Genomic DNA, 24,602 nt, shown 5'->3' on the forward strand with positions numbered 1-24,602 from the left:
GCGTACGCTGCACCCATGGGGTGGGGAGACAGCGGACGGGGCGAGGGGGACGGCGACGCGCAAGGTGACAGACCCGGTGGCGCGGTCCGGCCGTTCGTCGAGCTGAACGCCGCCGCCGCGGTATGCGCGGCGCAGTTGCCCGCGCTCGGTCTCGCCTGGTGGATCGGAACCCAGTCGGGCGACGACTACGGCGGCACCCCGTACGGCTTCGCCCTGCTACTCGCCCTGGCCTGTCTGCTCGCCGCGGCACCTGTGGTGCTGCCGTTCGCCGGCCTCATGCACGCGGTCGCGCACATCGTGCCGGCGGACCTCCTCGCGCGCGTCGTCACTCGCCGGCTGCCCGGTCCGGCATGGGCCTGGCACCTGCTTAGCACCACGGCGATCGGCGCGGCCTGGGCGGCGCTCACCGCCCTGCTGTGGGGGTGGCCGGTCACCGCCACCGCGCCCCTCCTCGCGGCCCTCGGCGTGCTGCCCGCGCTCGGCCTCGCCCACTTCCGCAGACGCGCGCGGGTCACGGGCCGGCCGCAGGGGTACTGGGCCGTGTGGCTGCCCTCGCTGTTCGCGTCGGTCACCCTGTTCCTGCTGGTCTTCGTAGGCGGCGTGCTGGCCACGATCACAGGGCTGGTCGAGGACTACGAGCCCCCTGTGCTGTCCGCCGAGCAGCTCGCCGGCGACTGGCGCGACGACCAGGGGGCGGTGCTGCGGCTGCGTCCGGACGGAGACGCCGAACTCACGAAGGTGCCGCTGCAGCCGCGGATCTACGACGACTCGGCGGATCCGCCGGACCCGGTCCTCGTCCGGTGCGACGGCACCGGCACCTGGGACCTGCGCACCGACGACCCCTACGGCGACAGCGAGCGGGACGGCGTCCTCGTACGCCTGCGCGGTGGCTGCGGGGACGAGACGTACTGGACGGTCGGCGGCACCGCCGACGAACCCGAACTGTTCGTGCGGTTCGGCGATCCGGACGCGCCGGACCTGCGGATCCTGAGGCGCGATTCGTGAGCGTCACCGCCCCTTGAACCCGGTGAAGCGTCACCGCCCCCTGAACTCGGGGCTCCCGCGCCGCACGAAGCTCGCCACCCCCTCCCGGGCGTCCTCCGTCGTCATGTTGATCTCCTGCGCGGCGGCCTCCGCGGCGAAGGCGGTGGCGCGGTCGGTGTCGAGGGAGGCGTTGACGAGCTGCTTGGTGAGGGCGAGGGCGCGGGTCGGGCCGGCGGCGAGGCGTTCGGCCCACTCGCGGGCCGTCTTGCCCAACTCGCCGTCCGGCACGACCCGGTTGACCAGGCCCAGCCGCTGCGCGTCCACGGCGCTGAGTGCGTCGCCGAAGAACATCAGCTCCTTCGCCCGCTGCGGCCCGACGAGGCGGGGGAGGAGGTAGGCGCCGCCGCCGTCCGGGACGAGGCCCCGGCGGACGAACACCTCGATGAACTTCGCCGACTCGGCGGCCAGGACGAGATCGCAGGCGAACGCGAGATGCGCGCCGAGGCCGGCCGCGGTGCCGTTGACCGCCGCGATCACCGGCTTCTCGCAGTCGAGGACGGATGCGACGAGGCGCTGGGCACCGAGGCGGATCGTGCGGGCGACATCGCCGGGCACCCGCGCCCCGGCCGCCGATCCTCCCCGCAGATCAGCCCCGGCGCAGAAGCCCCGGCCCGTCCCGGTCAGTACGACGGCCCGCACGGCCGGGTCCGCGGAGGCGTCGGCGAGCAGCCGGATGAGGCGTTCGCGCTGGTCAGGGGTGAGGGCGTTGAGGGCTTCGGGGCGGTTGAGCGTGATGCGGCAGACCTGATTGTCAGTGGCGTGCTGTACCAATGAATCGACGGAATTTCCGGGCACACGGGGGGAACCGGGCATGTTCATCTCATCATCGGCCTTCATGTCAGCGGCACACCACCAGCGCGTCCAGGGCCACCGCGCCCTGCCCTCTGGGCAGCACCATCAGCGGATTGATGTCGAGTTCCGCGAGGTCGTCGTCCAGCTCCAGGGCCATGCGCTGCACCCGCAGGACGACTTCGACGAGCGCGTCCAGATCCGCCGGGGGGCGCCCCCGGACCCCGTCGAGCAGGGCCCGCCCGCGCAGTTCGGCCAGCATGTCCCGCGCCTGCTCCTCGCCGAAGGGCGGCACGCGTACGGCGGTGTCGTGCAGCACCTCGACCAGGACCCCGCCGAGCCCGACCGTCACGGTCGGCCCGAACAGCGGGTCGCGCGTGGCGCCGACGACCATCTCGACGCCCCGCTCGACCATCTGGCAGACCAGGACGCCGTCCAGGGAGACGTCCTCGTAGCGGGCGATGTCGGTCAGCTCCCGGTAGGCGTCCCGGACCTGACTGGCCGAGGTCAGCCCGATCCTGACCAGGCCCAGCTCGGTCTTGTGGGCGATCCGCGCGCCGGACGCCTTCATCACCACGGGGTAGCCGACCAGGGCGGCCGCCCGTACGGCCGCCGCCGCGCTGGTCACCAACTGCTCGCGCGGGACGCGGATGCCGTACGCCCGCAGGAGCTGCTTGGCCGCGTGCTCGCTGAGCTGCTGCCCCGGCCGCATCAGCTCGCGCGTCTTGCGGAAGGAGGGGGACGGGGTGCGCGGTGCCCGGTCGAAGGGGGAGCGGTAGCCGGTGACGAAGCGGTGGTGGTCGAGGTAGGCGCGGACGGCGGTGATGCAGTTCGCCACCGTGCGGAAGGTCGCCACCCGCGAGGAGCCCAGCAGCACCTCGCGGTAGGCCGGCTCGGTGCCGACCGGCGACCCCCAGACCACGCACACCAGTTTGTCCGTCCGCTCGGCCGCGTCCACCAGGTCCTGGACGAGCCGGTCGCTGAGCGGCGGGAAGGGGCCGGTGACCGGGCAGATCAGCACCCCGACCTCGGGGTCGTCGAGGATCGCGTCGATGATCTTCCGGCCGCGCCGGTCGCCGACCGGATGGCCGCCGTTGTCCACGGGGTTGGCCACGCTCAGGTACTCGGGTATCCACTGGTGCAGCTCGGCCTGCTTGGCCTCCGACAGCACCGGCAGCCGCAGCCCCGCCTCGCTCGCCAGGTCGGCGAAGTGCGCGCCCGTGCCGCCCGAGATCGAATAGACGACGACGCCCTCGGCGCGGGGCGGCCGTGCGCGGGCCAACAGGGTCGCGGTGTCCTGGAGTTCGTCCAGACCGTCGACCCGGATCACGCCGTACTGCCGCATCGCCGCGTCCACCACCGCGTCCGCGCCGGTCAGCTTGCCGGTGTGTGAGGCGGCCGTGCGGGCGCCGGTCTCGGTGCGGCCCACCTTGACGGCGACGACGGGCACCTTGCGGCGGGCGGCGCGGTCGGCGGCGAGCAGGAAGGAGCGGCCGTCCTTGAGACCCTCGACGTAGCAGGCGATCGCGCCGACCTCGGGCCGCTCGGCGAAGTAGGAGATGAAGTCGGCCGTCTCCAGGTCGGCCTCGTTGCCGGTGGGTGCCCAGTGGGTCAGCCGGACACCGAGCTCCTGGAGGGCGAAGACGGGCCGCCCCTGGTGGCCGGACTGGGTGATCAGGGCGATCCCGGGTCCGTCCAGGTCGTCGCGGAACCGCTCGAAGGCGTTGAGGTTGGTGTTGGGGCCCAGCAGCCGCATCCCGGACCGTTCGACGGCGGCGGCGAGGCGGTCCTGGGCGGCCGCGCCCTCCTCGCCGGTCTCCGCGAACCCTGAGGCGAACACGACGGCGAACCTCACCTTGGCCGCGGCCAGTTCCCCGATCACCGCAAGGGGGTCGGCGATCAGCAGTACGGCGAGATCGACCTGTTCGGGCAGGTCGGCGACGGAGGGAGCGCAGGGCATGCCGAAGACGGAGGGGCGGCTGGGGTGCACCGGATGGAGCCGGGCGCCGACCCGCTCGGACCAGGCGATCAGCTGCCGGGTGACACCGGTGTTGGGCCGGCCCTCGGCGTCCGAGGCGCCGATCACCGCGACCGACTCCGGCCGGAAGAAGCGGTCCAGATCGGGTACGTCGCAGTACAGCGGACGGCCGCTGACGTCGAGATCGTCGACCTCGGCGGGTCGGCCGTGGACGGCGGGCCCGGGCTGCTCGCCACAGGCGATGACCCGGGCCCGGCGGGAGTCGGTGGTGAGGGTGCCGTGGGTTGATCCAAGCATCGGTCCGCCCGCTCCTGTGTGACAGCGATTAACTGACGCAGTGTCAGATTAAAGGAACTGACGCCATGTCAGGAACGGCTGTGCACGCAAAGTTGGGCGGAGCGCACCGGCAGTCGGGCAGGACGCACGCCCAGTCGGGCAGGGCGCACGCCCAGTCGGCCGGGGTGTGCGGTCGACGTACGGCGTGCCGGCCATGGTCACAGCACCGCCAGCACCTCCTTCGCCACCCGCTCGCCCGACCGCACCGCCCCGTCCATGAACCCCATCCAGTAGGTGGAGGTCTCCGTCCCCGCCCAGTGGACACCGCCGACCGGTTCGCGCAGGGCGGGGCCGTACTGGGTCAGTACGCCGGGCGCGGCGATGGAGACGGGGCCGCCGCGGGTGTAGGCCTCGTTGTTCCAGCGTTGCAGGACGAAGGAGGTGGGAGAGGCCGCTTTCTCGCCGAAGTACGTCGTGTAGTCCTTCAGCACGGCCGCTCTGACCTCCGCCTCGCTCGCCGCGTCCAGCTTCCGGGCCTCGTCGGCCTCGATGAAGCCCATCAGGGCGCCGTAGGAGGCGTCGGGCGGGGAGTTGTCGAAGGTGGAGCTGACCACGCCGGTGTCGCTGACGACCTGGCCGTTGAGGCCGTCGGCACGCCAGAAGGGGGTGTCGTAGAGGGCGATCGCCTTGCCGACGGAGGCCATCGGCAGGCGCTGGGTGAGCTGGTCGCGGGCGGCCGGAAGGAGGGGGTCGTAGGAGATACGGGCGGCGAGGGGCGGGGGTACGGCGACGACGACCTTCTTGGCGGTGACGGTGATGCCGTCGGCCGTGACGGTGTACCTGCCGCCGGACCGGGCGATCGTGCGCACCGGGGCGCTCAGCACCACCTGGTCGCCGAGCCTGGCGGCGAGCTTGACCGGCACCAGTTGGGAGCCGCCGACGAAGCGCAGTTCCTGGGCGCCGTTCGCGGTCTCGGTGAGGCGTTCCAGAGTGCCGGGGGTGGACGCGTTGCCGGCGGCGGCGATGTAGAAGAGGACGAACAGGAAGGAGAGTTCCCGGGGCTCGGCCGAGAAGATCGACGTGCAGGCCACGTCGAAGAGGAACTTGGCCGACGGGACGACGGCGTTGGCGCGCAGCCAGGTCTCGAAGGTCTGCCGGTCCCATTCGTCGGCCTTCGCGGCGGTCCAGGGCGCGTCGACCGGGATCTGCTTGGCCAGGTCGTCCAGTTTGGCCTGCACGATCGCGGCGTTCGCGAGCCCGGCGGCGTCGATGGGCGGGACGGCGCCGAGCGGTCCGTCGGTGGAGTAGGGGGTCTTCTTGCCGTCCTTGTAGAGGAGGTTGTCACCGGTGTTGTAAGTCGTGAAGGTCGCCACGCCGAGTGAGTCGGCGAGCGCCTTGATGCGGTCCTGGGTGGGGCCGATGAACTCGCCGCCGCCCTCGGTGACTCCTCCGCCCGCGAGGTTCAGGCCCACGACCCGGCCGCCCACCCGGTCGCGGGCCTCCAGGACGACGACCGACTTGCCGGCCGCCACCAGGTCGCGTGCTGCCGTGAGGCCGGCCAGCCCGGCGCCGACGATCGCGACGTCCACTTCGCGGGCGGTGGCCGCCGAGGCGGGGCCGGCGGCGGTCGCGGTGAGGGTCGCGGCGCCGGCTGCGGCGGCCGCGCCGCCGAGCAGGGAGCGCCGCGAGAGCCGGGGGTTCCGGGGGAGTCGGGGGCCCCGGGGGAGTTGATTTTCGGGTTGTCCTTCGCTTGCCACGTGCGTCCTCCGTCGTGCGAGAGGGGAGAGTGGAGCCTGAAAAGTTGAACAGTGCTCACATTCTGACTCCGTGCGGTGGCGGGGTACAGCCCTCCCGTAACTTCTGACTCACAGGTAACAGGGGGTAGAGGTAGGGCAGTTGAGGGTGTCGAGCGTGTCGAGGGTGTCTACGGCACCGGCAGGCGCGAGATGCGCAGGTCGCGGTTCCGGGCGACGGCCTTCGCGATCTTCCTCGCGTCGATCGCCATCTCCCTGAGGTTGCCGCTGATGGGGTTGGTGAAGCCGGTGAAAAAGAGGCCGGGCGCGTTCGCCGGGGTGCGGGCGCCCTGGACGACCGGCCTGCCGCGCGGGTCGAGCACGCCGAGGTGTCCGACGAGATCGTCCAGGGCGCGGACGTATCCGGTGGCGGCGATGACGGCGTCCGGCGAGACGCGGTTGCCGTCAACGAGGATCACCTTGTCGTCCTCGAAGCCGTCGACGGCGGCCACCACCTCGACCCGGCCCTTGCGCACGGCGTCGACGAGGCCGACGTCGAGAACGGGGATGGCCCCTTCCTTGACCCGGCTGTAGAGGCCGGTGTCCGGGCGAGGCAGCCCATGGCCCGACAGGTCGGGCACGCTGAGCTTCGCCACCGGTCGCGCGAGCCGGTCGACGAGCCGGACCGGCAGGCGCCGTACGAGGATGCTCGTGAACTGGGCGGGCCACCCCGCCGTCGAGCGGCGCACGATGTGCGGGACCGTCCGCACCGACAGCCGCACGCGCGAGGCCCCGCCCTCCGCCAGGTCCACGGCGATCTCGGCGCCCGTGTTGCCGACACCGACGACCAGGACGTCGCGGCCGGCGTACGGCGCCGGGTCGCGGTACTCGCCGGCATGCCGGAACTCGCCGCTGTAGGTGTCCCGTCCGGGCCAGTCCGGGATGCGCGGGGTGTGGTTGTGGCCGGTGGCCACGACGACCGCGGCGCCGGTCAGTTCGCGGCCGCCGGTGGCGTGCAGCAGCCAGCCGGCGCCGTCCGGTGAGCGCTCGACGCGGGAGACCTCGACGCCGGTGACGATCTCCAGATCGTGGTACTCGGCGTATTTCTCCAGGTAGCGCACGACGTCGTCCCGGGACACCCAGCGCCCGAAACGACGCGGTATCGGCAGCCCCGGCAGGCCCGACAGCCGGCGGACGGTGTGCAGATGGAGCCGGTCGTAGTGGCGCCGCCAGGAGGCGCCGACCCGGTCCGACTTCTCCAGCACGACGGCGCGCAGTCCCTGGGCGCGCAGCGCGTACGCGACGGAGAGTCCGCCGGGGCCGGCGCCGATGACGTAGACGGGGTGGTCCGTGGGGGTCGGGGACGCTGTGGAGTCGGCCATGGTCGGGAGCGTAATCACGCTGCTGGTTGATGGGTCTCGGTCAAGACCGGAATTGATTGCGGATCGATCACGGCTGTAGGAGGAGTGGGTGGGGCCTGTGGCGTAGATCTCCTGGTTGTGGGGCTGGAGTGGATGTGGAGCGGGTCCGGACGTGCGGCCGAGGGGAAGGCGTCTCTGCCGCCGGGCCGGGTGACGGAGGTGTTCGCGGACAGGTGATTGTCAGCCCTCTCCGATCTGACGTACCGTCAGATTCATGGACGCGATCTGGCTCACAGGTGCGGAATGGCTGGCCGTGCTCCGTATAGGTCTCGGGCTGTGGTGGCTGGAGAGCTGGCGGCACAAGGACAAGAGAAGCTGGTTCGAGGGGGGCGGCATTAGGTGGGCGGCGGACGTGGCGGCCAAGCACCGCTGGCACGCCGTACGGTCCGGCTTCGACGTCGTCGTGGCACCCCGGCCACGGACCATGGCGTACGTCGTCCTGTACGCGGAACTGGCCCTGGGACTCGGCCTCGTCCTCGGGTTCCTGACCCCGATCGCCCTCGTCGGCGGGCTGCTGCTCAACCTCCTCTACTTCGCCCTGATGATCCACGACTGGGCCGAGCAGGGGCAGAACTCGATGATGGCGCTGATCTCGCTGGTCGCGCTGTTCGGGATGTCGTGGCAGTCGTGGTCGGTGGACAGCGCGCTGGGGCTTTTCCTATGAGCGCCCCGCGTTCCGAGACCCCGCGTTCCGAGACCCCGCGTTCCGAGGCCCCGCGCTCCGAGACCCCCCGTTCCGAGACCCCGCGCTTCGACCTCCCGGAACCCGACGCCTTCACGCGCGCGTACTGGGACGCGGCAGCGGAGGGGCGGCTGCTCATCCGCACGTGTCAGGCGTGCGGACGCTCCCACCACTACCCCCGCGAGTTCTGCCCGCACTGCTGGAGCGAGGACGTGACATGGCGGCCCGCGAGCGGTCGGGCCACCCTCTACACCTGGTCGGTCGTCCACCGCAATGACCTGCCGCCCTTCGGGGAACGGACGCCGTACGTCGCCGCGGTCGTCGATCTCGCCGAGGGCCCGCGGATGATGACCGAGGTCGTGGAGTGCCCGGACGCCGGGCGGCTGCGCGCCGGGATGGACCTGGAAGTCGCCTTCCGCGACGGGACGCCGGTGTTCCGTCCCCCGAGGTGACCGGCACGTTTCAATGACCGCATGAGCGACACCGATCCATCCGAGCACCCCGAGCACCCCGAGCACCCCGAGCACCCCGACATACGGCCGTCCCCCCGCCCCCTCCCCGACCTGCACGCCCACGGCCTCCGCCTGCGCCCCTGGGACGCCGACTCCGAGACCGACCTCGACGTCTGGTTCCGGGGCCGCACCGACCCGGAGTTCCGGCGCTGGAACACCCCGCTGCGGATCACCACGGACCTCGACAGCGCCCGAGATTCCCTGCGCGCCGCGGCACACAACGCGGCGGAGGGCACCTCGGCGGCGTACTGCGTCACCGACGCCGCGACCGGCGCACCCCTCGGACACATCGCCGTCAACGTCATCGACCGGGTGATGAACTCCGCCCGCGTCGGCTACTGGGTCCTCCCCGAAGCCCGCGGCCGCCGCGTCGCCACCCGCGCCCTCGCCCTCGTCGCCCGCTGGGCCCTCGCCGAGCCGGGTCTGGGACTGCACCGCCTCGAACTCGACCACGCCGTCGGCCACGACTCCTCCTGCCACATCGCCGAGCGGTGCGGTTTCCGGTACGAGGGGACCCTGCGGGGCGCGATGTGGGAGGCGGGGCGGCACGACGCGTACCGGGACATGCATCTGCACGCGCGGCTGGCGACGGACCCGGACGTCAACCTGTAGACCCACGCGACCGTGAACACGGAGCCCCTCGACCCCCGCCTGAGAGTGGGGACTTGTGTCGGCTTCGTGTCCGCGGCGGAAAAGGGTGCACAACTCCCGCCCGGGCGCGGGATCATGAGGTATGCGCACGGACGACTGGTACGGCACCCAGGACCTCACCGGCTTTCTCGCCCACGCCGGAGGCTTCCTGCGCTCACGCCCCGATCTGCACACCGTCGCCCTGACGGTCACCGAGACGCTGCGCACGAACGGGCCGCGAGCGTACGGTGACGAGGCGCCCGTCTTCGGGGTGCTGGAGGTGGACGGCCAGGTGCGAGCCGCCTACTTCCGCACCCCGCCCTACCGGCTGAACGTCACCCCCCTCACCCCCGACGAGGCCGACGCCCTCGCCGCCCACCTGGTGGCCCTCGGCCACGAGGTCCCCGGTGTCGTAGCGGCCCGCGAGACCGCCGAGGCCTTCGTCGCCGCCTGGCGCCGGCGCTCGGGCGTCCGGGCCGCCGTCAGCCAGCGCCAACGCCTGTACCGGCTCGGCAACCTGACCGTGCCGCACCCCCTTCCGGCGGGCCGAGCGCGCGTCGCGGGCAAGGAGGACCGGGCGCAACTCATCCGCTGGCACCGCGAGTTCGTCGAGGCCGTCGGGGGCGTCGCCGGCCGCGACGCCGACGCCTGGGCCGACTCACGGATCGCCTACGGAGGCATCACCCTCTGGGAGAGCGAGGACGGCACCCCCCTGTCCATGGCCGGCGTGACCCCGGTCGTCGCCGGCCAGGCCCGGGTCTCCCCCGTCTACACCCCGGCCCACCTGCGCGGGCGCGGTTACGCCGGCGCGGTCACCGCACAGGTCAGCCGGTCCGTGCTCGCCTCCGGGGTGCGCGAGGTGCTGCTGTTCACGGACCTGGCGAACCAGACCAGCAACGGCCTCTACCAGCGCATCGGATACCGGGCGGTGGCCGAGTTCGCGGCGTACGACTTCCGCGGGAACCGCGCCTACTGAGAGGCGACAGGCCCTCAGGGCCAGAGCAGCTCCCGCGTCCACCCGTCCTGCGTACGGCGATAGACGAGCCGTACGTGGCGGCGCTGTGCGTCGCCCTGGAAGAACTCCACCTCCTCGGGCCGCAGGCGGTAGAGGGTCCAGGACGGGACCGGGGCGTCCGGTTCGCGCCGGGCCCGCTCCCAGGCCGCCTGTGACTCCCGCGCCAGTTCCTGCACCGAGGACAGGACCTCGCTCTGGCGGCCGGTCAGGGCCGCCGCGAGCGCGCCGGTCGAGCGGGCGTGCAGGTCGGCCTGGGACTCGGCGGACGGGGCCGCCGTCACCGAACCCCTCACCCGCACCTGGCGGCCCTGGGCCGGCCAGTAGAAGCCGAGGGCCGCGTACGGGCGGGCGGCGAGCTGGCGGCCCTTGCGGCTGCCCCGGTGCGTGGCGAAGGACCAGCCGGCCGCGTCGGCGCCGTGCAGCATCACCGTCCGTACGTCCGGCAGGCCCTCCTCGTCCGCCGTGGCCAGGGACATCGTGTGCGGCTCGACCTGCCCGGCCGCGACCGCCTGCGCGAACCAGGCCGTGAAGAGGGCGAGCGGTTCGGCGGGTGCGGTGTCCGGGTCGAAGGAGGGCAGGTCGACGTCCCACACCCGCAGCGACCTCAGCAGCTCATGAAGATCCGTTCCCATGCCCCGATTGTGGCCGGTGGCTCCGGCTCACACCTGCCCGAGGTCGGACGACACCCAGCGTTCGGGCCGCATGTGCAGGACGACCTGCTCGCCGTGGTTCTTCCAGGCGAAGTCGACATAGCCGTCGACCTTCTCGGCCGGGAGGTAGCGGGCCGAGATCTCCCGGAGCTGATCGAGGGTGGCGGGGGTCGTCCTGACGACCGGTCCCTCCACCGACACGTACCGGATGGTGGGCTCCAGCCGGTCGACCATCAGGGAGAGGCGGCCCGCCTCCTGGATCAGCCGGTTCTTGCGGGAGTCCCGCTCGGTCATGATCCATACGTCGCCGCCGGGCTCGTACTGGTACCAGATCGGCACGGTCAGCGGGGCGCGCCCCGCCCCCGCGTCGACCGCCAGCGCGGCGACATGGGGTTCGGACAGGAACTGCTCACGCTCTGCGCGGGTCAGGGCCATGCCTGTTCCTCTCGATGTGCTCTCGACGGTCTCAATCCCTGCCCAGTACCAACGTCCCCGACGAGCAGAACCATCCCCCGGTCGCCGACGCGATTCCCAATCGGGGCAACTCCCCGTCCGCCGCGCGCACTTGACGCTCCCCGCCCTCGCCCCGCAGTTGCCGCACCGCCTCCACCAGGAGGAACAGCCCGCGCATCTCAGGGTGTTGGGCCGACAGCCCGCCCCCGTCCGTGTTCACCGGCAGCTCCCCGCCCCGCACCAGCAGCCGCCCCTTCTCCACGAACGCCCCGCCCTCGCCCTTCCCGCAGAAGCCGAGGTCCTCCAGCGTCACCAGGGTCATGTAGGTGAAGGCGTCGTAGATCTGCGCGAAGTCGATCTCCTGCGGCCGCACCCCGGCCCGTTCGAAGGCGAGCCGTCCGCTCACCGCCGCCGGTCCGGTCGTGAAGTCGGGCCACTCGGACATCGCGGCGTGCGAGACGTGCTCCCCGGTGCCGAGGATCCACACCGGTGCCGTACGGCAGTCCCGTACGAACTCCTCGGCGGCCAGCAGCACGGCCGCCCCGCCGTCGGAGCGGACGCAGCAGTGCAGCTTGGTGAAGGGGTCCGCGATCATCGGGCCCGACAGGACGTCGTCCACGGTGATCGGGTCGCGGAACATGGCCTGCGGGTTCAGGGCCGCGTTCGCCCTCGCCTGGACGGCCACCTCCGCCAACTGCTCGATCGTCGTGCCGTGTTCGATCATGTGGCGGCGGGCGGCCATGGCGTACTTGGCGATGAGGGTGTGGCCGTAGGGGACCTCGAACTGCGACGGCCCCCGGGATCCGAAGGACAGGGTCCCCGTGCGCCGGCCCGCCCTGACGTCCGCGCGGGCGGTCGAGCCGTAGGCGAGGAGTACGGCGTTCGCGTGCCCGCTCGCTATCGCGTCCGCCGCGTGGGCCGCCATGACCTCCCAGGTGGAGCCGCCGACCGAGGTGGAATCCACCCAGGTGGGGCGCAGTCCCAGGTACTCGGCCACCTCGACGGGGGCGAGGGTGCCGAGCCCGGCGGAGGCGAAGCCGTCCACCGCCTCGCGGCCGAGCCCGGCGTCGGCGAGGGCGCGACGGGCCGCCTGGGCGTGCAGGGCGTAGGGGGTCGCGTCGTCCACTCGGCCGCAGTCGGAGAGGGACACACCGACGACGGCGACTTTCCGGCTCCGGGCGGTCATGCGCGGCCTCCAAACCCTGGGCATCTCGTTGCGGCCCTCCTAATATGACGGCCCGTCAGATACGGAGGGAAGAGTCATGGACGCCCGCTTCACCCCCGAACAGGACGAGATCCGCCGCACCCTCCGCGAGCTGCTGCACAGCCGCTGCGGCCCCCGCGAGCTGCGCGCGGCCCTCGACACCCCCGCCGGACACGACCCCGCCCTGTGGACGGCCCTCGCCGGACGGCTCGGCCTGCCCGGGCTCGCCCTTCCCGAGGCGTACGGCGGTGTCGGCTGCTCGGCGACCGAACTCGCCCTCGCCTGCGAGGAGACCGGGCGGGCGCTGGCTCCCTCCCCGCTGCTGGCCACCGCCGTGCTCGCCGCGCCGCTGATCGCCGCCCTCGGCACCGAGGCCCAGCGCGCCGAGTTGCTGCCCCGCCTCGCCGGCGGCACGCTCACCGCCGCCCTCGCCGTCCCCGGCACCGCGCTCGCCACCGCCCTCGCCCTCACCGGCACCAGCGGCGGGGACTGGGCCGGTGGTGGACGTGCCGGGGGCGTGCAGGCACGGCGGGCGGCGGGCGGCTGGCGGCTGTACGGGCAGGTCGACCAGGTGCTGGACGGGCACAGCGCTGGGCTGCTGGTGGTCGCCGCGCACGCCGGGGGGTTCGCCCGGTCGCGCACGCTGCTGTTCCTCGTGCCGGGCGACGCGGCGGGGGTCGTACGGGTGCGGCAGACCGCGCTGGACGCCACACGGCCGCGGGGGCGGCTGCAACTGCGGGACGTGGAGGCGGAGTTGCTGGGGGAGGAGGGCGCGGATGCGCTGGGTGCCCTCACGGCGGTGGGGGATCCGGCCGCGGCCGTCCTCGCCTGCGAGGCCGTGGGCGCCGCCGACCGGGCGCTGGAGCGGACCGTGGAGTACGTGGGGCAGCGGGAGCAGTTCGGGCGGGCGATCGGGTCCTTCCAGGCGGTGAAGCACCGGCTGGCGGACGTGTACGTGGGCGTGCAGGCGGCGCGCTCGGCCGCCTACTACGCGGCGTGGGCGACGGTCCACGGGGAGCGGGCCGGCGGGCTCGCCCTCGCGCAGGCCCTGGAGGCGCTGCGGATCGCGTCCGCCGAGGCGATCCAGCTCCACGGCGGCATCGGTTTCACCTGGGAGCACGAGGCTCACCTGTACTTCAAGCGGGCCGCCGGTGACGAACTCCTCTTCGGCCCCACGCACCGGCTGCGGGCGCACGCCGCCGACGCGGCCCGGGTCTTCTCGGTGTCCGAGGCGCGGGAGGTGGCGGTGTGATCGGTGTGCGCGTCGTGCGGAAGGTGTCCTCGACGCGGGGCTTCGCCAAGGTCGCCCCGTATGTCGTCCCCGCGCTGGACCGTGCCGTGCACCGGCTCAGCCGGGGAACGGTCCTGCTCAGCGCGCGGCTGCTGCCCGGCGTGATCCTGACCTCGACCGGCGCCCGCAGCGGACGGCCCCGCCGTACGCCGCTCGCCTGCATGCCCGAGGACGGCGGCCGCTCCTGGATCCTCGTCGGCTCCAACTTCGGCCGCACCGCTCACCCCGCCTGGACCCACAACCTCCTCGCCCATCCCGACGCCGAGGTCAGCTGGAAGGGGCGGGACATCCCGGTCAGGGCCCGGCTGCTGGAGGGGGCGGAGCGGGCGGCGGCGTGGCGGGCGGTGCTGGACTTCTGGCCGCCGTACGCGTCGTACCAGGCACGGGTGGAGCGGGAGATCCGGGTCTTCCGGATCGTCCGCAGGTCATAGCGTGGTCACAGCGTCGCCAGGCGCTGTACGAGCAGGAACGCGCCGATCCCCAGCATCGCCGCCCCCGACGTGCGGGTGACCGCCCGTGCCGCCGCCGGACGGGCGCCGAGGACCGCGCGGGCCGTGCGGCCCACGGTCAGGTAGACGGCGGCGCAGCACGCCATGTGGAGCAGGCCGAGTACGGCGGTCTGGGCGGGGACCGGCAGGTGCGCGCCCTTCGTCACCAGGAACTGCGGCAGCACGGAGAGGTACAGGAGCAGCCCCTTGGGGTTCAGGCCGCTGATCGTGGCACCCCGCAGGAAGGCGCGGGCCGGGCTCGCGGCCACGGTCTCCTCGGCCGCCCCCGGCGTGCCCGGCCGGCGCAGCACCCCCCACCCCAGCCACACCAGGTACAGCGCGCCGGCCGCCGTCAGCGCGGTCAGCAGCCCCGGCTCGCCCGCCACCAGCACCGCCAGACCGGCCACCGCGAGGACCGTGTGCAGCGCGTACCCGGTGACCAGGCCCGCCACCGCCGTCAGCGGCGAGCGGTCGCGCAGCCCGGCGGAGATCGCGTACGCCCAGTCGGCGCCCGGCACGCAGACCAGCAGCAGGTCGATGGCGAGGAAGGAGATGAGCAGTCCGGAGTCCATGGTGGGGACATTAGGCGGGAATGGCCCGAAAGTGTTGTCGAAGTTTGCCCATGACCTGCGGGTTTGAGGGAAGATCTGCCTCATGGACGACGTGGACAGAAAGATTCTTGCCGAGCTTCAGCAGGACGGGCGGCTGACCGTGACGGAGCTGGCCGCGCGGGTGCGGCTCAGCGTCTCGCCGTGCCACCGGCGGCTGCGGGAGCTGGAGCGGGCCGGTGCCATCAGCGGATACCGGGCCGTCGTGGACCCGGCCGCCGTGGGGCTGAACTTCGAGGCGCTGGTCTTCGTCTCGATGCGGCAGGAGGACCGGGACACGGTCGCCGAGTTCGAGCGGGCGCTCGGCGATGTGCGGGAGGTGCTGGAGGCGCAGCGGCTGTTCGGGGAGCCGGACTACCTGCTGCGGGTCGTCGCCGCGGACCTCGCCGCCTACCAGCGGCTGTACGACGAGCGGCTGGCCACGCTGCCCGGGGTGCAGCGGCTGACGTCGACGCTGGTGATGAAGCACGTCGTGCGGGACCGGCCGCTGCCGGCGTAAGCCCCTGCGGGGCGCTGCCCCGCCCTGAACGTGCAGCAGGCGGTGGTCCACCTGGGTGGACCACCGCCTGTGAGACAGGACTTGGGGTGGGAGAAAGGGAGTGTCGGCCTCCCGGCGCTACTTGGTCGGCTTCTTGCCGGTCACGCCCAGGTGCACCAACAGAGCGAGGTTGGGCTTGAGTTCGGCCTGCTTGACGCCCCACGTCTGGAAGCCCTTCTGGTGCGAGGCCACCGCCGCGAGCATCGCGACGATCGACCCCGCGACCGCGGCCGGGTTGACGTCCTTGTCGACCCTGCCCTTGGACTGCAACTGCGCGACGGCGTCCGTGAGGGAGTTGTTGACGGAGTTCAGGATCTTCATACGGATCTTGTAGAAGCGTTTGTCGCCCTCGGACGCGCCGAGGTCGACGACGCGGAGGATCGCGTCGTTCTTGCGCCAGAACTCCAGGAATCCGTCCACGAGTTCCTGCGCGGTGTGCCAGCCCGCCTTGCCGACCCAGCTGCGGCCCTCCACGAGCTCGGTCAACGCCGCGCCCTCGGCGGCCATTTGCTCGGCGATCTCCAGGACGGCGCCCTCGACGTCCGGGAAGTACTGGTAGAAGGTCGCGGGTGAAGTCCCCGCCTTCCGGGCGACATCGATGACTTTGACGTCCCGGTAGGGGGAGGAGCTGAGCATCTCGCTGAGGCAGTCGAGCAGCTTCTGCCGGGTCGCCTGCCCACGCCGGCCGGCCACGCGGCCGTCGACGGTACGCACTTGTCCTGTCATGTCGTCAGCTTACCGAGGCGTGATCGGGGCGCGATTCGGCCGACTGCAAATGGGGTGCGCGGGGACGTGGAGGCTGGTGTGCCTGGTCTGCGGGTTGCGCGGGAGGCCGTTACTTTGGCCGCATGGCCGAAAACAGGGCATCCGCAGACGGAACGGGATACGGAGAGGGCGTCCCGTGCTGGGTGGACGCGCAGCTCGCCGACGTGGAGGCGGGCAAGCGGTTCTACGGTGACCTCTTCGGGTGGACCTTCGAGGAGGCGTACGACTCCACCGTATGGGCCCGGCTGGACGGCGACCGGGTCGCCACCCTCTCGCGCAAGACGGACGGGCGGATGCCCACCGTGTGGACGGTGTACTTCGCCACCCCGGACGCGGAGGCGCTGGGCAGGCGGATCCGCGAGGCCGGGGGGCAGGTGGTCACCGCGCCCGTGGAGGTGGGGGCGGGCCTCGGGACGGCCGCCCTGGTCACCGACCCGGAGGGCGCCGTCTTCGGGCTCTGGCAGGCGGGCGAGCACCCGGGTTTCGGCCGCAGGCACGAGGTCGGCACCTTCGGCTGGGCCGAGCTGTACGCCCGGGACACCGAGGTCGCCAACTCGTTCTACGGCGGACTCTTCCACGACGCCCTGTTCGGGCCGGACGCGGAGCCGGACTTCGGTCGTGCGGCCGTCGAGGAGGTCTTCCCGGCGATGATGCCGCCCCATTTCGTCGTCCACTTCCGGGTGGCGGACTGCCAGGAGGTCCTCGGCACGGTGAACCGGCTCGGCGGGCGGGTCCAGGTTGCGCCCTTCGAAACGTCGTACGGAACGGTCGCCGTGGTCAGCGACGATCAGGGGGCGTCCTTCGCGCTCCTGGAACGCCGGGCGGCGCCGGAAGTCTGACCTCACTCTTACCTCAGGCGTCCCAGTATGCGAACCGGTGCTTTCCGTCGGACGCCGGGTGTGGTTTTGTCCCAAGACACCCCGTTCCGCCCTCGGGTTCGCAACGACGCCCTCGGACAGGAAGAATCGGGGTGCGTGCCGCCAAGGCGGTGCGGTGGTGAGACGCTGCACGGGGTCGCGTACATATGTGGGTGACGGGGCCCGTACGGGGAGGTGGCAGGCAGAGTGGTGGATCAGCTGACGCAGCACGATCCGCGCAGGATCGGGCCGTTCGAGGTGCTCGGACGGCTGGGTGCCGGCGGCATGGGGCTGGTCTATCTCGCGCGCTCGGCGTCCGGGCGGCGCGTGGCGATCAAGACGGTGCGTACGGAGCTCGCCGAGGACCAGCTGTTCCGGGTCCGCTTCACCCGTGAGGTGGAGGCGGCCCGCGCGGTTTCCGGCTTCTACACGGCGGCCGTCGTCGACGCCGACCCGCGCGCGGCCGTGCCGTGGCTGGCCACCGCGTACGTCCCCGCGCCCTCCCTCGAAGAGATAGTGAACGAGTGCGGGCCGCTCCCGGCCCAGGCGGTGCGCTGGCTGGCGGCCGGTGTCGCCGAGGCACTGCAGTCGATCCACGGCGCCGGGCTGGTGCACCGGGACCTCAAGCCGTCCAACGTGCTCGTCGTCGAGGACGGGCCCCGGGTCATCGACTTCGGTATCGCGTCGGGCGTATCGAACACGCGGTTGACGATGACCAACGTCGCCGTCGGCACGCCCGCCTACATGTCCCCGGAGCAGGCGAAGGACTCGCGCAGCGTCACCGGCGCGAGTGACGTCTTCTCGCTCGGCTCGATGCTGGTCTTCGCCGCCACCGGGCATCCGCCCTTCCACGGCGCCAACCCGGTCGAGACGGTCTTCATGCTGCTCCGGGAGGGTCCGGACCTGGAGGGCCTCCCGGACGAGCTGCGGCCGCTGATCGAGTCCTGTATGCAGATGGACCCGACCGCCCGCCCCAACCCGGCCGACCTCCAGGCCCAGCTCGCCCCGCACCTCTTCGGCTCCGGCTCCGACGACAGCGGGACGGCGTCGGCCTGGCTGCCCGAGCGGGCGGTGAGCCTGATCGAGGCGCGCAGAGGCGGCCGTCCGGCGACGAAGCCCTCGCCCGGCGGGGCACGCAGCGGCGGCCGGATCGCCCCCGTCCCGGTGCCGCCCCCGCCCTCGCGCGACCCGGTGGTCCCCGGCCCGCAGCCCGCGCCGGTCCCCGTCGGCGGCCCCGACACCGGCCCGGTCCGGCTGGCCGGCGCGGCGGTGCCCATCGGCCCAGGCCCCCGGGTCGCCGACGTCCGCGCCGCCGCCATGCAGGCGCCCCCTCCGGAGGCCGGTCTGGTGGCCTCCTGGTCCAAGCCCCGCCCCGGCGTCAACGGCGCGGATCCCGCCGTAGGCCCTGCCGTGCCGGCGCCGCCGCCGGTGCCCCCGGAGACGGCGGCCGGCTGGCGCCCCTGGCGTTTCCGCATGTCGAACGACGTCTGGGGCACCCCCTCGGTCGCCGGCGACCTCGTCTACGTCACCTCCTTCGAGGTCCACGCCCTGGACGTGGCCACCGGTCGGCGCCGTTTCAAGACGCGGGACGTGGCCTGGTCGATGGCGGTCGCGGACGGCCGTATCCACGCCTCCGACGGCCCGACCCTGTTCGCCCTGGACTGCCGCGAGGGCGGCGACCTGTGGCGCCTGCAGATGGACGCCTGGGTGTACTCGCTCAAGGCCGACCGCGGCACGGTCGTCACCGGCACCCGCGGCGGCGGCGTCCAGGCATGGGAGGCCTCGAACGGCCAGAAGCTGTGGGAGATCACCGGGGCGCAGACCGACTTCGAGTCGCCGGAGGCCGGCCCCGCGCTGTACGACGGCACGGTGTACGTCTGGCAGGACGCCCGGCTGCGGGCCTTGGACGCCCGGACCGGCGACGAGCGCTGGTCGTACCCCATCGGCGACGCCGCCTCCTGCGGCGGGGTGCCGGTGCGGGTGGCGCAGGCGCCGGACGGCTTCGTGTACGTCTCGGCCGGGACACGGGTCCTCGCGCTGGACGTGGCGGGCGGCCATGTCCGCTGGCACTTCGAGGCCCCGGCGGTCTTCCTGTGCCCGCCGGCCTTCGTGCCGGGCCCGGCGGTGACCGGCGGTGGCGTGTACCTGGCCGACTACCTCGGCACGGTCTACGCCCTGGACGCCACCGACGGCCGCGACCGCTGGCGCATCGCCACCGAGTCCCGTTCCTCGGTCGACCCGGTGCTGGTGGCCGCGGGTCATGTCCACGTCGGCAGCGGCAAGGGCCTGTACACGCTGGACGCGGTCACCGGGACACCGAAGTGGCGCTTCCAGGCGGGCGGCGACATCGTGGGCGCCCCCGCGGTGGCCGAGGGCCGGATCCACTTCGGCTCCACGGACCACCTGCTCTACACCCTGAAGGCCGACGACGGCCGGCTGCGCTGGAAGCTCGCGACCGGCGGCGAGATCACCGGCTCTCCGGTGGTCAAGGACGGGGTCGTGTACGCGTGCAGCAAGGACCGGTGCGTGTACGCGCTGGACGCGGAGAAGGGCACGGGCACGGCCCGCGGCGCATAGGCACGGGATGTGTGACGGCCGTCGCACCGGCGCACGGAAGGGATCCGGACGGCGGCCGTCCCGCACGGAGCGGCCATCTTCACCGCTCCTGCACGAGACGCTACGCCCGGTGAGCGATCCCCGCCACGCGACCGCTGCTAACGTGACGTGCTCACGATCAGAACAACGGGGTCGCAGCACTTTTCGGGGGTTGAACGACGTGAAGCTTCGCCATGTCCGCGCGGTGGCCGTGTTCCTAGGCGTGGTGGTCGCCCTGACCGGGGCGCGGCACTCCAGCGGCGGCGGCTGCGACAGCGGCTCGAACTCCAGCAGCTCGTCGAGCGGTTCGTCGGGCGGCGGCACCCACTACGACGACGATGACGACGACTACGGGTCCTCGGGCGGCACGGGTACCGGCGGCGCGACCGCTTCCGCCGAGCCCACCGCCGACGTGACGCTGGAGAGCTGCACGTACGACGCGAGCCGGGGCATCGTCGCCCGCGTCAAGGCCACCAACAGCAGCTCGATCACCACGTACACCTACGACTTCGGCGTGACCTTCCGGGATCCCGAGGGCGCGTCCGTGCGCACCAGCGCCTCCACCATCCCCCACGTCTCGCCGAGTTCCAGCGGCACACTGGACGTGGCCGCCGTCTACGTCCCGGACGCCGGCGCGAGCACGAGCGGCGTCACCTGCGTGCTGGACGACGTGACGCGCACGGCGCGGTAGCTCACCGGAGCCGATGGCCGCGGCCCCGCGCCCGGAACAGCTCGCCCTGCCGCTCGGCCGGCAGGTTGCCCAGCGAGACCAGGTGCGGCGCCTGCGCGAACGCCTGCGCGAGAGCGGCCTCCTTGGCCGCCCACAGCGCCCGCACGGTCCCCTGCACCGCCGCGGCCGGATACCCGGCGATGACGGTCGCGCAGTCGACCGCCGCCGCCAACGCCCCGCCGGGCTCGGTGAGTTCGGAGACGAACCCGATCTCATGGGCCCGTCGCGCCGACATCCGCTCCGCGCTGCCCATCAGCGCCGTCCGCGCGGCCTCCCCGTACGGCATGCGCAGCGCCATGAGCATCGACTCGTAGGCGCTGACCATGCCGTAGGTGGTGTGCGGGTCGAAGAAGGTGGCGCTCGGGTCGGCGACGACGAAGTCCGCCTCCCCGAGGAGGTAGAAGGCGCCGCCGCAGGCCATGCCCCGGACGGCGGCGACGACCGGTTTCCACAGGTCGTTGGCCTTCGGCCCCACCCGCAGCAGCGGATCGTCCAGCATGTACGGCGAGCCGGGCTGCGGGACGACGGCCTCCCGGTCCAGCCCCGTGCAGAAGGCCCGCTCCCCGGCGCCGGTGAGGACGACGGCCCGTACGGTGTCGTCGAACCGCAACGCCCGCCAGGCGACGACGAGTTCGTCCCGCATCGCGAGGTCGATGGCGTTGAGCCGCTCGGGCCGGTCGAGGGTGACGACACAGACTCCGCTGTCCTTGTCGGCCGTGACGTCGAGGCTCATGGGCGCTCCAGGACCCACCGGAGCAGGCCGGTGCGGCTGAAGACGGCCTGGACCCTGGCGCCGATGCGGAGGCGTTCCGGGGGGAGCGAGTCGAGGGGCGCGTCCGGGCCGGTGACGAGGTTGCCGACCAGGCGGATGCGGGGGAAGTCGGCCAGCTCGACGAGGACGACGTTGTACGGCGCCTGCTCCGCGTAGTCGGGCAGCAGGGGCGGGTGGGGGACGACGTAGGACCAGACGCGGCCCTGTCCCGACGTCCGGCGCCACTCGCTCGCGAAGGACCGGCAGTGCGGGCAGCAGGGGCGGGGCGGGAAGCGGGGTTCGCCGCAGTCGGCGCAGGTCTGGACGCGGAGTTCGCCCTGGGCGGCGTACTGCCAGAAGGGGGCGCCGTCGGGATCGGTGACGGGGGTGAGCATCCTTGCATCAACTCCTCAACAGCAGCGCGGAGGTGGGGACGCCTTCGCCGGCGGTGACGAGGCAGGTGGCGGCGCCGGGGACCTGGGCGGTGCTGGTGCCGCGCAGCTGCTTGACGCCCTCGTTGATGAGGTTGAACCCGTGGACGTACGCCTCACTCAGCCCGCCGCCCCCGGTGTTGAGGGGCAGCGCCCCGCCGATCTCCAGGGCGCCCCCTTCCGTGAACGCCCCGCCCTCCCCCCTTTCGCAGAAGCCGTACCCCTCCAGCGACAGCGGTATGAGAGCCGTGAACGCGTCGTAGATCTGCGCGACGTCCACCTCCCGCGGAGTGAAGTCGGCGTGCTTCCACAGGTGCCGGGCGGCGGTCCACGCGGGTCCCGTGAGCGGGTCGTCGTTCCAGTAGTTGACCATGCCGTGGTGCTGGGCGGGCAGGCCCTGGGCGGCGGAGTGGACGTAGACGGGGGTGTGCCGGCAGTCGCGGGCGCGCTCGCGACCGACGACCACGCAGGCCAGCGCGCCGTCCGTCTCCAGGCAGTTGTCGAAGAGGCACAGGGGCTCGCTGATCCACCGGGAGGTCATGTACATCTCGCGGGTCAGCGGCCGGTCGTACATGATCGCGGCGGGGTTCTGGTTGGCCCGGTTCCGGCAGGCGAGGGCGACGTTGAAGAGATGGTCCCGGGTGGCGCCGTACTCGTGCATGTAGCGGCGGGCGAGCATGGCGATCTCGTCGACGGGGCGCAGCAGGCCGTAGGGCCGGGTCCACTGGGCGGGCGTGGGCAGTTGGGCGGTGGTGTCGCGCCAGGGCCGGGGGCCGCTGCCCCGCTTCCGTGACCGCCAGGCCACGCCGACCGTCGCCTGCCCGGTGGCTATCGCGGCGGCGAGATGGGCGACCGTCGCGCACGAACCGCCGCCGCCGTAGCCGACCTTGCTGAAGAAGGTCAGGTCGCCGAAGCCGACGGCCTTGGCGAGCTCGACCTCGTCCGTCTCCTCCATCGTGTACGAGGCGAGGGCGTCGACCTCGCCGGGGGCGATCCCCGCGTCGTCGAGGGCGGCGAGGACGGCACGGCAGGCGAGGGTCCTCTCGTCCTCGGGGAGGTGTCTGGCGAACGGTGTCTGCCCTATGCCGACGATGGCGGTCGCGTCCTTGAGTCCGGCCATGTGCACACCTCCGCGCCGCGGACAGGTTGCTGACAGGGCGTCAGGCTACAGCTAATCTGACGGACAGTCAGCTATCGAGTTCGGGGAGGCCGATCGTGCAGTGGCAGAGCATCCCGGAGCTGGTCCGATGGGCGGCCGAGCGGTATGCGGACACCGAGGCGGTGGTGGAGGGCCGGACCCGGATCCCGTACGGCGAACTCGGTGCCCGTGTCGAGCGGTCGACGGCGGCCTGCCTGGCGAACGGCGTCGCGCCGGGCGACCGGGTCGCCGTCTGGGCCCCGAACACGCTCGACTGGATCGTGGCGGCGCTGGGCGCGGTGTCGGCGGGGGCGGTGCTGGTGCCGGTGAACACGCGGTTCAAGGGCACGGAGGCGGCGGACGTACTGCGCCGCAGCGGGGCCCGGCTGCTTTTCGTGACCGGCACCTTCCTGGGCACCTCGTACGTGGCGTCGCTGCGCAGGGCGGTCGCCCAGGGGCCGGGGCTTCCGGAGCTGCGGCAGGTGGTCGTGCTGTCGGACGACGCCCCCGCGGACTTCCGCACGTGGAAGGACTTCCTGGCGAGCGGGGACGGGGTGGGCGAGGCGGAGGTACGGGCGCGGGCGGCGGCCGTGGAGGGCTCCTGGCCCTCGGACATCGTGTTCACCTCCGGTACGACGGGCCGCCCGAAGGGCGCCGTGATCAGCCACGCGCAGACGCTGCGGGCGTACGAGGTGTGGAGCGACCTGGCCGGACTGCGACGCGGCGACCGCTACCTGATCGTGAACCCCTTCTTCCACACCTTCGGCTACAAGGCCGGGGTGATCGCCTGCCTCATGCGGGGCGCGACGATGATTCCCCAGCCGGTGTTCAACGTCGACACGGCCCTGGCGAACATCGCGGCGGAACGCGTGTCGGTCCTCCCGGGCCCGCCCACCCTCCACCAGTCCCTCCTGGACCACCCGGCGCGGGACGCGTACGACCTCTCGGCGCTGCGGCTGGTGGTGACCGGCGCGGCGGTCGTGCCGTTGCGGCTGGTGGAACGCCTGCGCGGGGAGCTGGGCGTGGAGACGGTCCTGACGGCGTACGGACTGTCGGAGGCCGGCGGCATCGTGACGATGTGCCGGCGCGGCGACGACCCGTCGGTCATCGCCTCGACCTCGGGGCGCGCGATACCGGGCACGCAGGTGCGGGTGGAGGCGCCGGCCGGCGAGCCCGGCGAGGTCCTGGTGCGGGGCTTCAACGTCATGCGCGGCTACTACGAGGACGCGGCGGCCACGGCGGAGGTGCTGACGGCGGACGGGTGGCTGCGGACGGGTGACGTGGGTGTCCTGGACGGGGCGGGGAACCTGCGGATCACCGACCGCGTCAAGGACATGTTCATCGTCGGCGGCTTCAACGCGTACCCGGCGGAGATAGAGCAACTGCTCGGCCTGCACCCGGATGTGGCCGACGTGGCGGTGATCGGCGTACCGGACGCACGGCTGGGTGAGGTCGGCAAGGCGTATGTGGTGCGCCGGCCGGGGGCCGTGGCCACCGGGGATGACCTGATCGCCTGGGCGCGGCGCGAGATGGCGAACTACAAGGTGCCGCGGGCGGTGGAGTTCGTGGCGGAGCTGCCGCGGAACGCGAGCGGCAAGGTGGTCAAGGGGGAGTTGCGGGCGAGGGGTGCCGCGCGGGCATGACATGCCTCGGCCGCGGCGGCTCCCCTCCGCGCCGCCGCGGCCGATCCCCGTGGGGTGTGGTCCGTCAGGCCTCGTCGCTCGTGATGTGCGTGTCCCCGAGCGGCTTGACCGTGCCCGTGTCGGCATCGGTGATGTGCGTGTCCCCGAGCGGCTTGACCGTGCCCGCGTCCGCGTCGGTGATGTGCGTGTCCCCGAGCGGCTTCACGGTGCCGTCGGTCTTCTTCTCTTCGGCCATGCTGTTCAACTCCTGTGGCTGGGTGACGAGGCCCGCCCGGCGACTCCCCCGCGGGTCGCCGGACGGGCTGGTCAGGGCCGTTCACCTTAACGGTGGGCTCCATGACGAACCGTCTGCCCCCCGACGCGACGGTTCGACGGCATTC

The 24,602-nt window shown here is 72.7% G+C and carries 25 protein-coding genes; 12 read left to right on the forward strand and 13 right to left on the reverse strand.

Annotated elements, in window-relative coordinates; genetic code table 11:
• Positions 1–15 precede the first annotated feature (15 nt).
• Positions 16–1,005, forward strand: a complete 990-nt coding sequence (locus tag ABZ078_RS09920) for a hypothetical protein (RefSeq protein ID WP_356573473.1) — start codon at positions 16–18, stop codon at positions 1,003–1,005.
• A 30-nt stretch (positions 1,006–1,035) separates the two neighbouring features.
• Here ABZ078_RS09920 and ABZ078_RS09925 read toward each other — a convergent pair whose 3' ends face one another.
• From ABZ078_RS09925 to ABZ078_RS09940, 4 genes are all read right to left on the reverse strand, one after another.
• Entirely contained in the window at positions 1,036–1,857 is an 822-nt protein-coding gene (locus ABZ078_RS09925; protein WP_356573474.1) for an enoyl-CoA hydratase-related protein, read from the reverse strand.
• A 25-nt stretch (positions 1,858–1,882) separates the two neighbouring features.
• The gene (locus ABZ078_RS09930; RefSeq protein ID WP_356573476.1) at positions 1,883–4,108 is read right to left on the reverse strand and encodes an acetate--CoA ligase family protein; all 2,226 of its coding nucleotides are present in this window, start codon (positions 4,106–4,108) and stop codon (positions 1,883–1,885) included.
• A 197-nt stretch (positions 4,109–4,305) separates the two neighbouring features.
• On the reverse strand, positions 4,306–5,763 hold the full coding sequence (locus tag ABZ078_RS09935) for an FAD-dependent oxidoreductase (protein WP_356573589.1): 1,458 nt from the start codon (positions 5,761–5,763) through the stop codon (positions 4,306–4,308).
• 248 nt (positions 5,764–6,011) lie between these two features.
• On the reverse strand, positions 6,012–7,202 hold the full coding sequence (locus ABZ078_RS09940) for an NAD(P)/FAD-dependent oxidoreductase (protein WP_356573478.1): 1,191 nt from the start codon (positions 7,200–7,202) through the stop codon (positions 6,012–6,014).
• Between the two features lie 253 nt (positions 7,203–7,455).
• Here ABZ078_RS09940 and ABZ078_RS09945 point away from each other — a divergent pair, with 253 nt between their 5' ends.
• From ABZ078_RS09945 to ABZ078_RS09960, 4 genes are all read left to right on the forward strand, one after another.
• On the forward strand, positions 7,456–7,905 hold the full coding sequence (locus ABZ078_RS09945; protein ID WP_356573480.1) for a DoxX family protein: 450 nt from the start codon (positions 7,456–7,458) through the stop codon (positions 7,903–7,905).
• The gene (locus ABZ078_RS09950) at positions 7,902–8,375 is read left to right on the forward strand and encodes an OB-fold domain-containing protein (RefSeq protein WP_356573482.1); all 474 of its coding nucleotides are present in this window, start codon (positions 7,902–7,904) and stop codon (positions 8,373–8,375) included. The genes ABZ078_RS09945 and ABZ078_RS09950 overlap by 4 nt, the downstream gene beginning before the upstream one ends.
• A 21-nt stretch (positions 8,376–8,396) precedes the next feature.
• Positions 8,397–9,047, forward strand: a complete 651-nt coding sequence (locus ABZ078_RS09955; RefSeq protein ID WP_356573484.1) for a GNAT family N-acetyltransferase — start codon at positions 8,397–8,399, stop codon at positions 9,045–9,047.
• 121 nt (positions 9,048–9,168) lie between these two features.
• Entirely contained in the window at positions 9,169–10,041 is an 873-nt protein-coding gene (locus tag ABZ078_RS09960) for a GNAT family N-acetyltransferase (protein ID WP_356573486.1), read from the forward strand.
• A 14-nt stretch (positions 10,042–10,055) separates the two neighbouring features.
• Here the strand turns inward: ABZ078_RS09960 and ABZ078_RS09965 are convergent, their stop codons facing one another.
• Genes ABZ078_RS09965 through ABZ078_RS09975 form a run of 3 tightly spaced genes read right to left on the reverse strand, consistent with a single transcriptional unit; the run spans position 10,056 to position 12,369 of the window.
• Entirely contained in the window at positions 10,056–10,712 is a 657-nt protein-coding gene (locus ABZ078_RS09965) for a pyridoxal 5'-phosphate synthase (RefSeq protein ID WP_356573488.1), read from the reverse strand.
• A gap of 27 nt (positions 10,713–10,739) precedes the next feature.
• Positions 10,740–11,165, reverse strand: coding sequence for a pyridoxamine 5'-phosphate oxidase family protein (locus tag ABZ078_RS09970; RefSeq protein WP_356573489.1), 426 nt, complete (start codon positions 11,163–11,165; stop codon positions 10,740–10,742).
• 31 nt (positions 11,166–11,196) lie between these two features.
• Positions 11,197–12,369 (reverse strand): acetyl-CoA acetyltransferase, encoded by a 1,173-nt coding sequence (locus ABZ078_RS09975; RefSeq protein ID WP_356573491.1) that lies wholly within the window; start codon positions 12,367–12,369, stop codon positions 11,197–11,199.
• A 76-nt stretch (positions 12,370–12,445) separates the two neighbouring features.
• Here ABZ078_RS09975 and ABZ078_RS09980 point away from each other — a divergent pair, with 76 nt between their 5' ends.
• Both ABZ078_RS09980 and ABZ078_RS09985 read left to right on the forward strand, forming a co-directional pair.
• Positions 12,446–13,639: an acyl-CoA dehydrogenase family protein gene (locus ABZ078_RS09980; RefSeq protein ID WP_356573493.1), complete on the forward strand. Its 1,194-nt coding sequence runs from the start codon at positions 12,446–12,448 to the stop codon at positions 13,637–13,639.
• Positions 13,636–14,109, forward strand: a complete 474-nt coding sequence (locus ABZ078_RS09985) for a nitroreductase family deazaflavin-dependent oxidoreductase (RefSeq protein WP_356573495.1) — start codon at positions 13,636–13,638, stop codon at positions 14,107–14,109. Before ABZ078_RS09980 ends, ABZ078_RS09985 begins: the two co-directional genes overlap by 4 nt.
• A 5-nt stretch (positions 14,110–14,114) precedes the next feature.
• Here ABZ078_RS09985 and ABZ078_RS09990 read toward each other — a convergent pair whose 3' ends face one another.
• Positions 14,115–14,738, reverse strand: coding sequence for a LysE family translocator (locus ABZ078_RS09990; protein WP_356573497.1), 624 nt, complete (start codon positions 14,736–14,738; stop codon positions 14,115–14,117).
• Positions 14,739–14,820: 82 nt separating this feature from the next.
• On the opposite strand from ABZ078_RS09990, the gene ABZ078_RS09995 reads away from it, so the two are divergent.
• A complete protein-coding gene (locus tag ABZ078_RS09995) occupies positions 14,821–15,273 on the forward strand; it encodes an Lrp/AsnC family transcriptional regulator (RefSeq protein ID WP_356573499.1) in 453 nt (150 codons plus the stop codon).
• A gap of 117 nt (positions 15,274–15,390) precedes the next feature.
• On the opposite strand, the gene ABZ078_RS10000 is transcribed toward ABZ078_RS09995, so the two are convergent.
• The gene (locus tag ABZ078_RS10000) at positions 15,391–16,026 is read right to left on the reverse strand and encodes a TetR family transcriptional regulator (RefSeq protein ID WP_356573591.1); all 636 of its coding nucleotides are present in this window, start codon (positions 16,024–16,026) and stop codon (positions 15,391–15,393) included.
• A gap of 134 nt (positions 16,027–16,160) precedes the next feature.
• Here ABZ078_RS10000 and ABZ078_RS10005 point away from each other — a divergent pair, with 134 nt between their 5' ends.
• The 3 genes from ABZ078_RS10005 to ABZ078_RS10015 all read left to right on the forward strand — a co-directional run bounded on the left by ABZ078_RS10005 (position 16,161) and on the right by ABZ078_RS10015 (position 20,220).
• Entirely contained in the window at positions 16,161–16,916 is a 756-nt protein-coding gene (locus tag ABZ078_RS10005; protein WP_356573501.1) for a VOC family protein, read from the forward strand.
• A 225-nt stretch (positions 16,917–17,141) separates the two neighbouring features.
• A complete protein-coding gene (locus ABZ078_RS10010; RefSeq protein ID WP_356573503.1) occupies positions 17,142–19,511 on the forward strand; it encodes a PQQ-binding-like beta-propeller repeat protein in 2,370 nt (789 codons plus the stop codon).
• Between the two features lie 199 nt (positions 19,512–19,710).
• A complete protein-coding gene (locus tag ABZ078_RS10015) occupies positions 19,711–20,220 on the forward strand; it encodes a hypothetical protein (RefSeq protein WP_356573593.1) in 510 nt (169 codons plus the stop codon).
• A gap of 1 nt (position 20,221) precedes the next feature.
• On the opposite strand, the gene ABZ078_RS10020 is transcribed toward ABZ078_RS10015, so the two are convergent.
• From ABZ078_RS10020 to ABZ078_RS10030, 3 genes are read right to left on the reverse strand one after another with little or no spacing between them, the layout of a single operon-like run.
• Positions 20,222–20,992 (reverse strand): enoyl-CoA hydratase/isomerase family protein, encoded by a 771-nt coding sequence (locus ABZ078_RS10020; protein ID WP_356573505.1) that lies wholly within the window; start codon positions 20,990–20,992, stop codon positions 20,222–20,224.
• Positions 20,989–21,405, reverse strand: coding sequence for an OB-fold domain-containing protein (locus ABZ078_RS10025; protein ID WP_356573507.1), 417 nt, complete (start codon positions 21,403–21,405; stop codon positions 20,989–20,991). Before ABZ078_RS10025 ends, ABZ078_RS10020 begins: the two co-directional genes overlap by 4 nt.
• A 7-nt stretch (positions 21,406–21,412) precedes the next feature.
• Complete coding sequence (locus ABZ078_RS10030; RefSeq protein WP_356573509.1) at positions 21,413–22,561, reverse strand: lipid-transfer protein; 1,149 nt, start codon at positions 22,559–22,561, stop codon at positions 21,413–21,415.
• A 95-nt stretch (positions 22,562–22,656) separates the two neighbouring features.
• Here ABZ078_RS10030 and ABZ078_RS10035 point away from each other — a divergent pair, with 95 nt between their 5' ends.
• Complete coding sequence (locus ABZ078_RS10035; protein WP_356573511.1) at positions 22,657–24,222, forward strand: FadD3 family acyl-CoA ligase; 1,566 nt, start codon at positions 22,657–22,659, stop codon at positions 24,220–24,222.
• 64 nt (positions 24,223–24,286) lie between these two features.
• Here ABZ078_RS10035 and ABZ078_RS10040 read toward each other — a convergent pair whose 3' ends face one another.
• Positions 24,287–24,457, reverse strand: coding sequence for a hypothetical protein (locus tag ABZ078_RS10040; RefSeq protein WP_356573513.1), 171 nt, complete (start codon positions 24,455–24,457; stop codon positions 24,287–24,289).
• Positions 24,458–24,602 lie beyond the last annotated feature (145 nt).

The sequence above is a fragment of the Streptomyces sp. NPDC006385 genome, from assembly GCF_040612485.1.
Lineage (GTDB): Bacteria > Actinomycetota > Actinomycetes > Streptomycetales > Streptomycetaceae > Streptomyces.

Excerpts from the sequence above, each read along its gene's own strand:
- ABZ078_RS09920 (WP_356573473.1), top strand. The coding sequence starts at position 16 with ATGGGGTGGGGAGACAGCGGACGGGGCGAGGGGGACGGCGACGCGCAA.
- ABZ078_RS09925 (WP_356573474.1), bottom strand. The coding sequence starts at position 1,857 with ATGCCCGGTTCCCCCCGTGTGCCCGGAAATTCCGTCGATTCATTGGTA.
- ABZ078_RS09930 (WP_356573476.1), bottom strand. The coding sequence starts at position 4,108 with ATGCTTGGATCAACCCACGGCACCCTCACCACCGACTCCCGCCGGGCC.
- ABZ078_RS09940 (WP_356573478.1), bottom strand. The coding sequence starts at position 7,202 with ATGGCCGACTCCACAGCGTCCCCGACCCCCACGGACCACCCCGTCTAC.
- ABZ078_RS09945 (WP_356573480.1), top strand. The coding sequence starts at position 7,456 with ATGGACGCGATCTGGCTCACAGGTGCGGAATGGCTGGCCGTGCTCCGT.
- ABZ078_RS09950 (WP_356573482.1), top strand. The coding sequence starts at position 7,902 with ATGAGCGCCCCGCGTTCCGAGACCCCGCGTTCCGAGACCCCGCGTTCC.
- ABZ078_RS09955 (WP_356573484.1), top strand. The coding sequence starts at position 8,397 with ATGAGCGACACCGATCCATCCGAGCACCCCGAGCACCCCGAGCACCCC.
- ABZ078_RS09960 (WP_356573486.1), top strand. The coding sequence starts at position 9,169 with ATGCGCACGGACGACTGGTACGGCACCCAGGACCTCACCGGCTTTCTC.
- ABZ078_RS09965 (WP_356573488.1), bottom strand. The coding sequence starts at position 10,712 with ATGGGAACGGATCTTCATGAGCTGCTGAGGTCGCTGCGGGTGTGGGAC.
- ABZ078_RS09970 (WP_356573489.1), bottom strand. The coding sequence starts at position 11,165 with ATGGCCCTGACCCGCGCAGAGCGTGAGCAGTTCCTGTCCGAACCCCAT.
- ABZ078_RS09975 (WP_356573491.1), bottom strand. The coding sequence starts at position 12,369 with ATGACCGCCCGGAGCCGGAAAGTCGCCGTCGTCGGTGTGTCCCTCTCC.
- ABZ078_RS09980 (WP_356573493.1), top strand. The coding sequence starts at position 12,446 with ATGGACGCCCGCTTCACCCCCGAACAGGACGAGATCCGCCGCACCCTC.
- ABZ078_RS09990 (WP_356573497.1), bottom strand. The coding sequence starts at position 14,738 with ATGGACTCCGGACTGCTCATCTCCTTCCTCGCCATCGACCTGCTGCTG.
- ABZ078_RS09995 (WP_356573499.1), top strand. The coding sequence starts at position 14,821 with ATGGACGACGTGGACAGAAAGATTCTTGCCGAGCTTCAGCAGGACGGG.
- ABZ078_RS10005 (WP_356573501.1), top strand. The coding sequence starts at position 16,161 with ATGGCCGAAAACAGGGCATCCGCAGACGGAACGGGATACGGAGAGGGC.
- ABZ078_RS10020 (WP_356573505.1), bottom strand. The coding sequence starts at position 20,992 with ATGAGCCTCGACGTCACGGCCGACAAGGACAGCGGAGTCTGTGTCGTC.
- ABZ078_RS10025 (WP_356573507.1), bottom strand. The coding sequence starts at position 21,405 with ATGCTCACCCCCGTCACCGATCCCGACGGCGCCCCCTTCTGGCAGTAC.
- ABZ078_RS10030 (WP_356573509.1), bottom strand. The coding sequence starts at position 22,561 with ATGGCCGGACTCAAGGACGCGACCGCCATCGTCGGCATAGGGCAGACA.
- ABZ078_RS10040 (WP_356573513.1), bottom strand. The coding sequence starts at position 24,457 with ATGGCCGAAGAGAAGAAGACCGACGGCACCGTGAAGCCGCTCGGGGAC.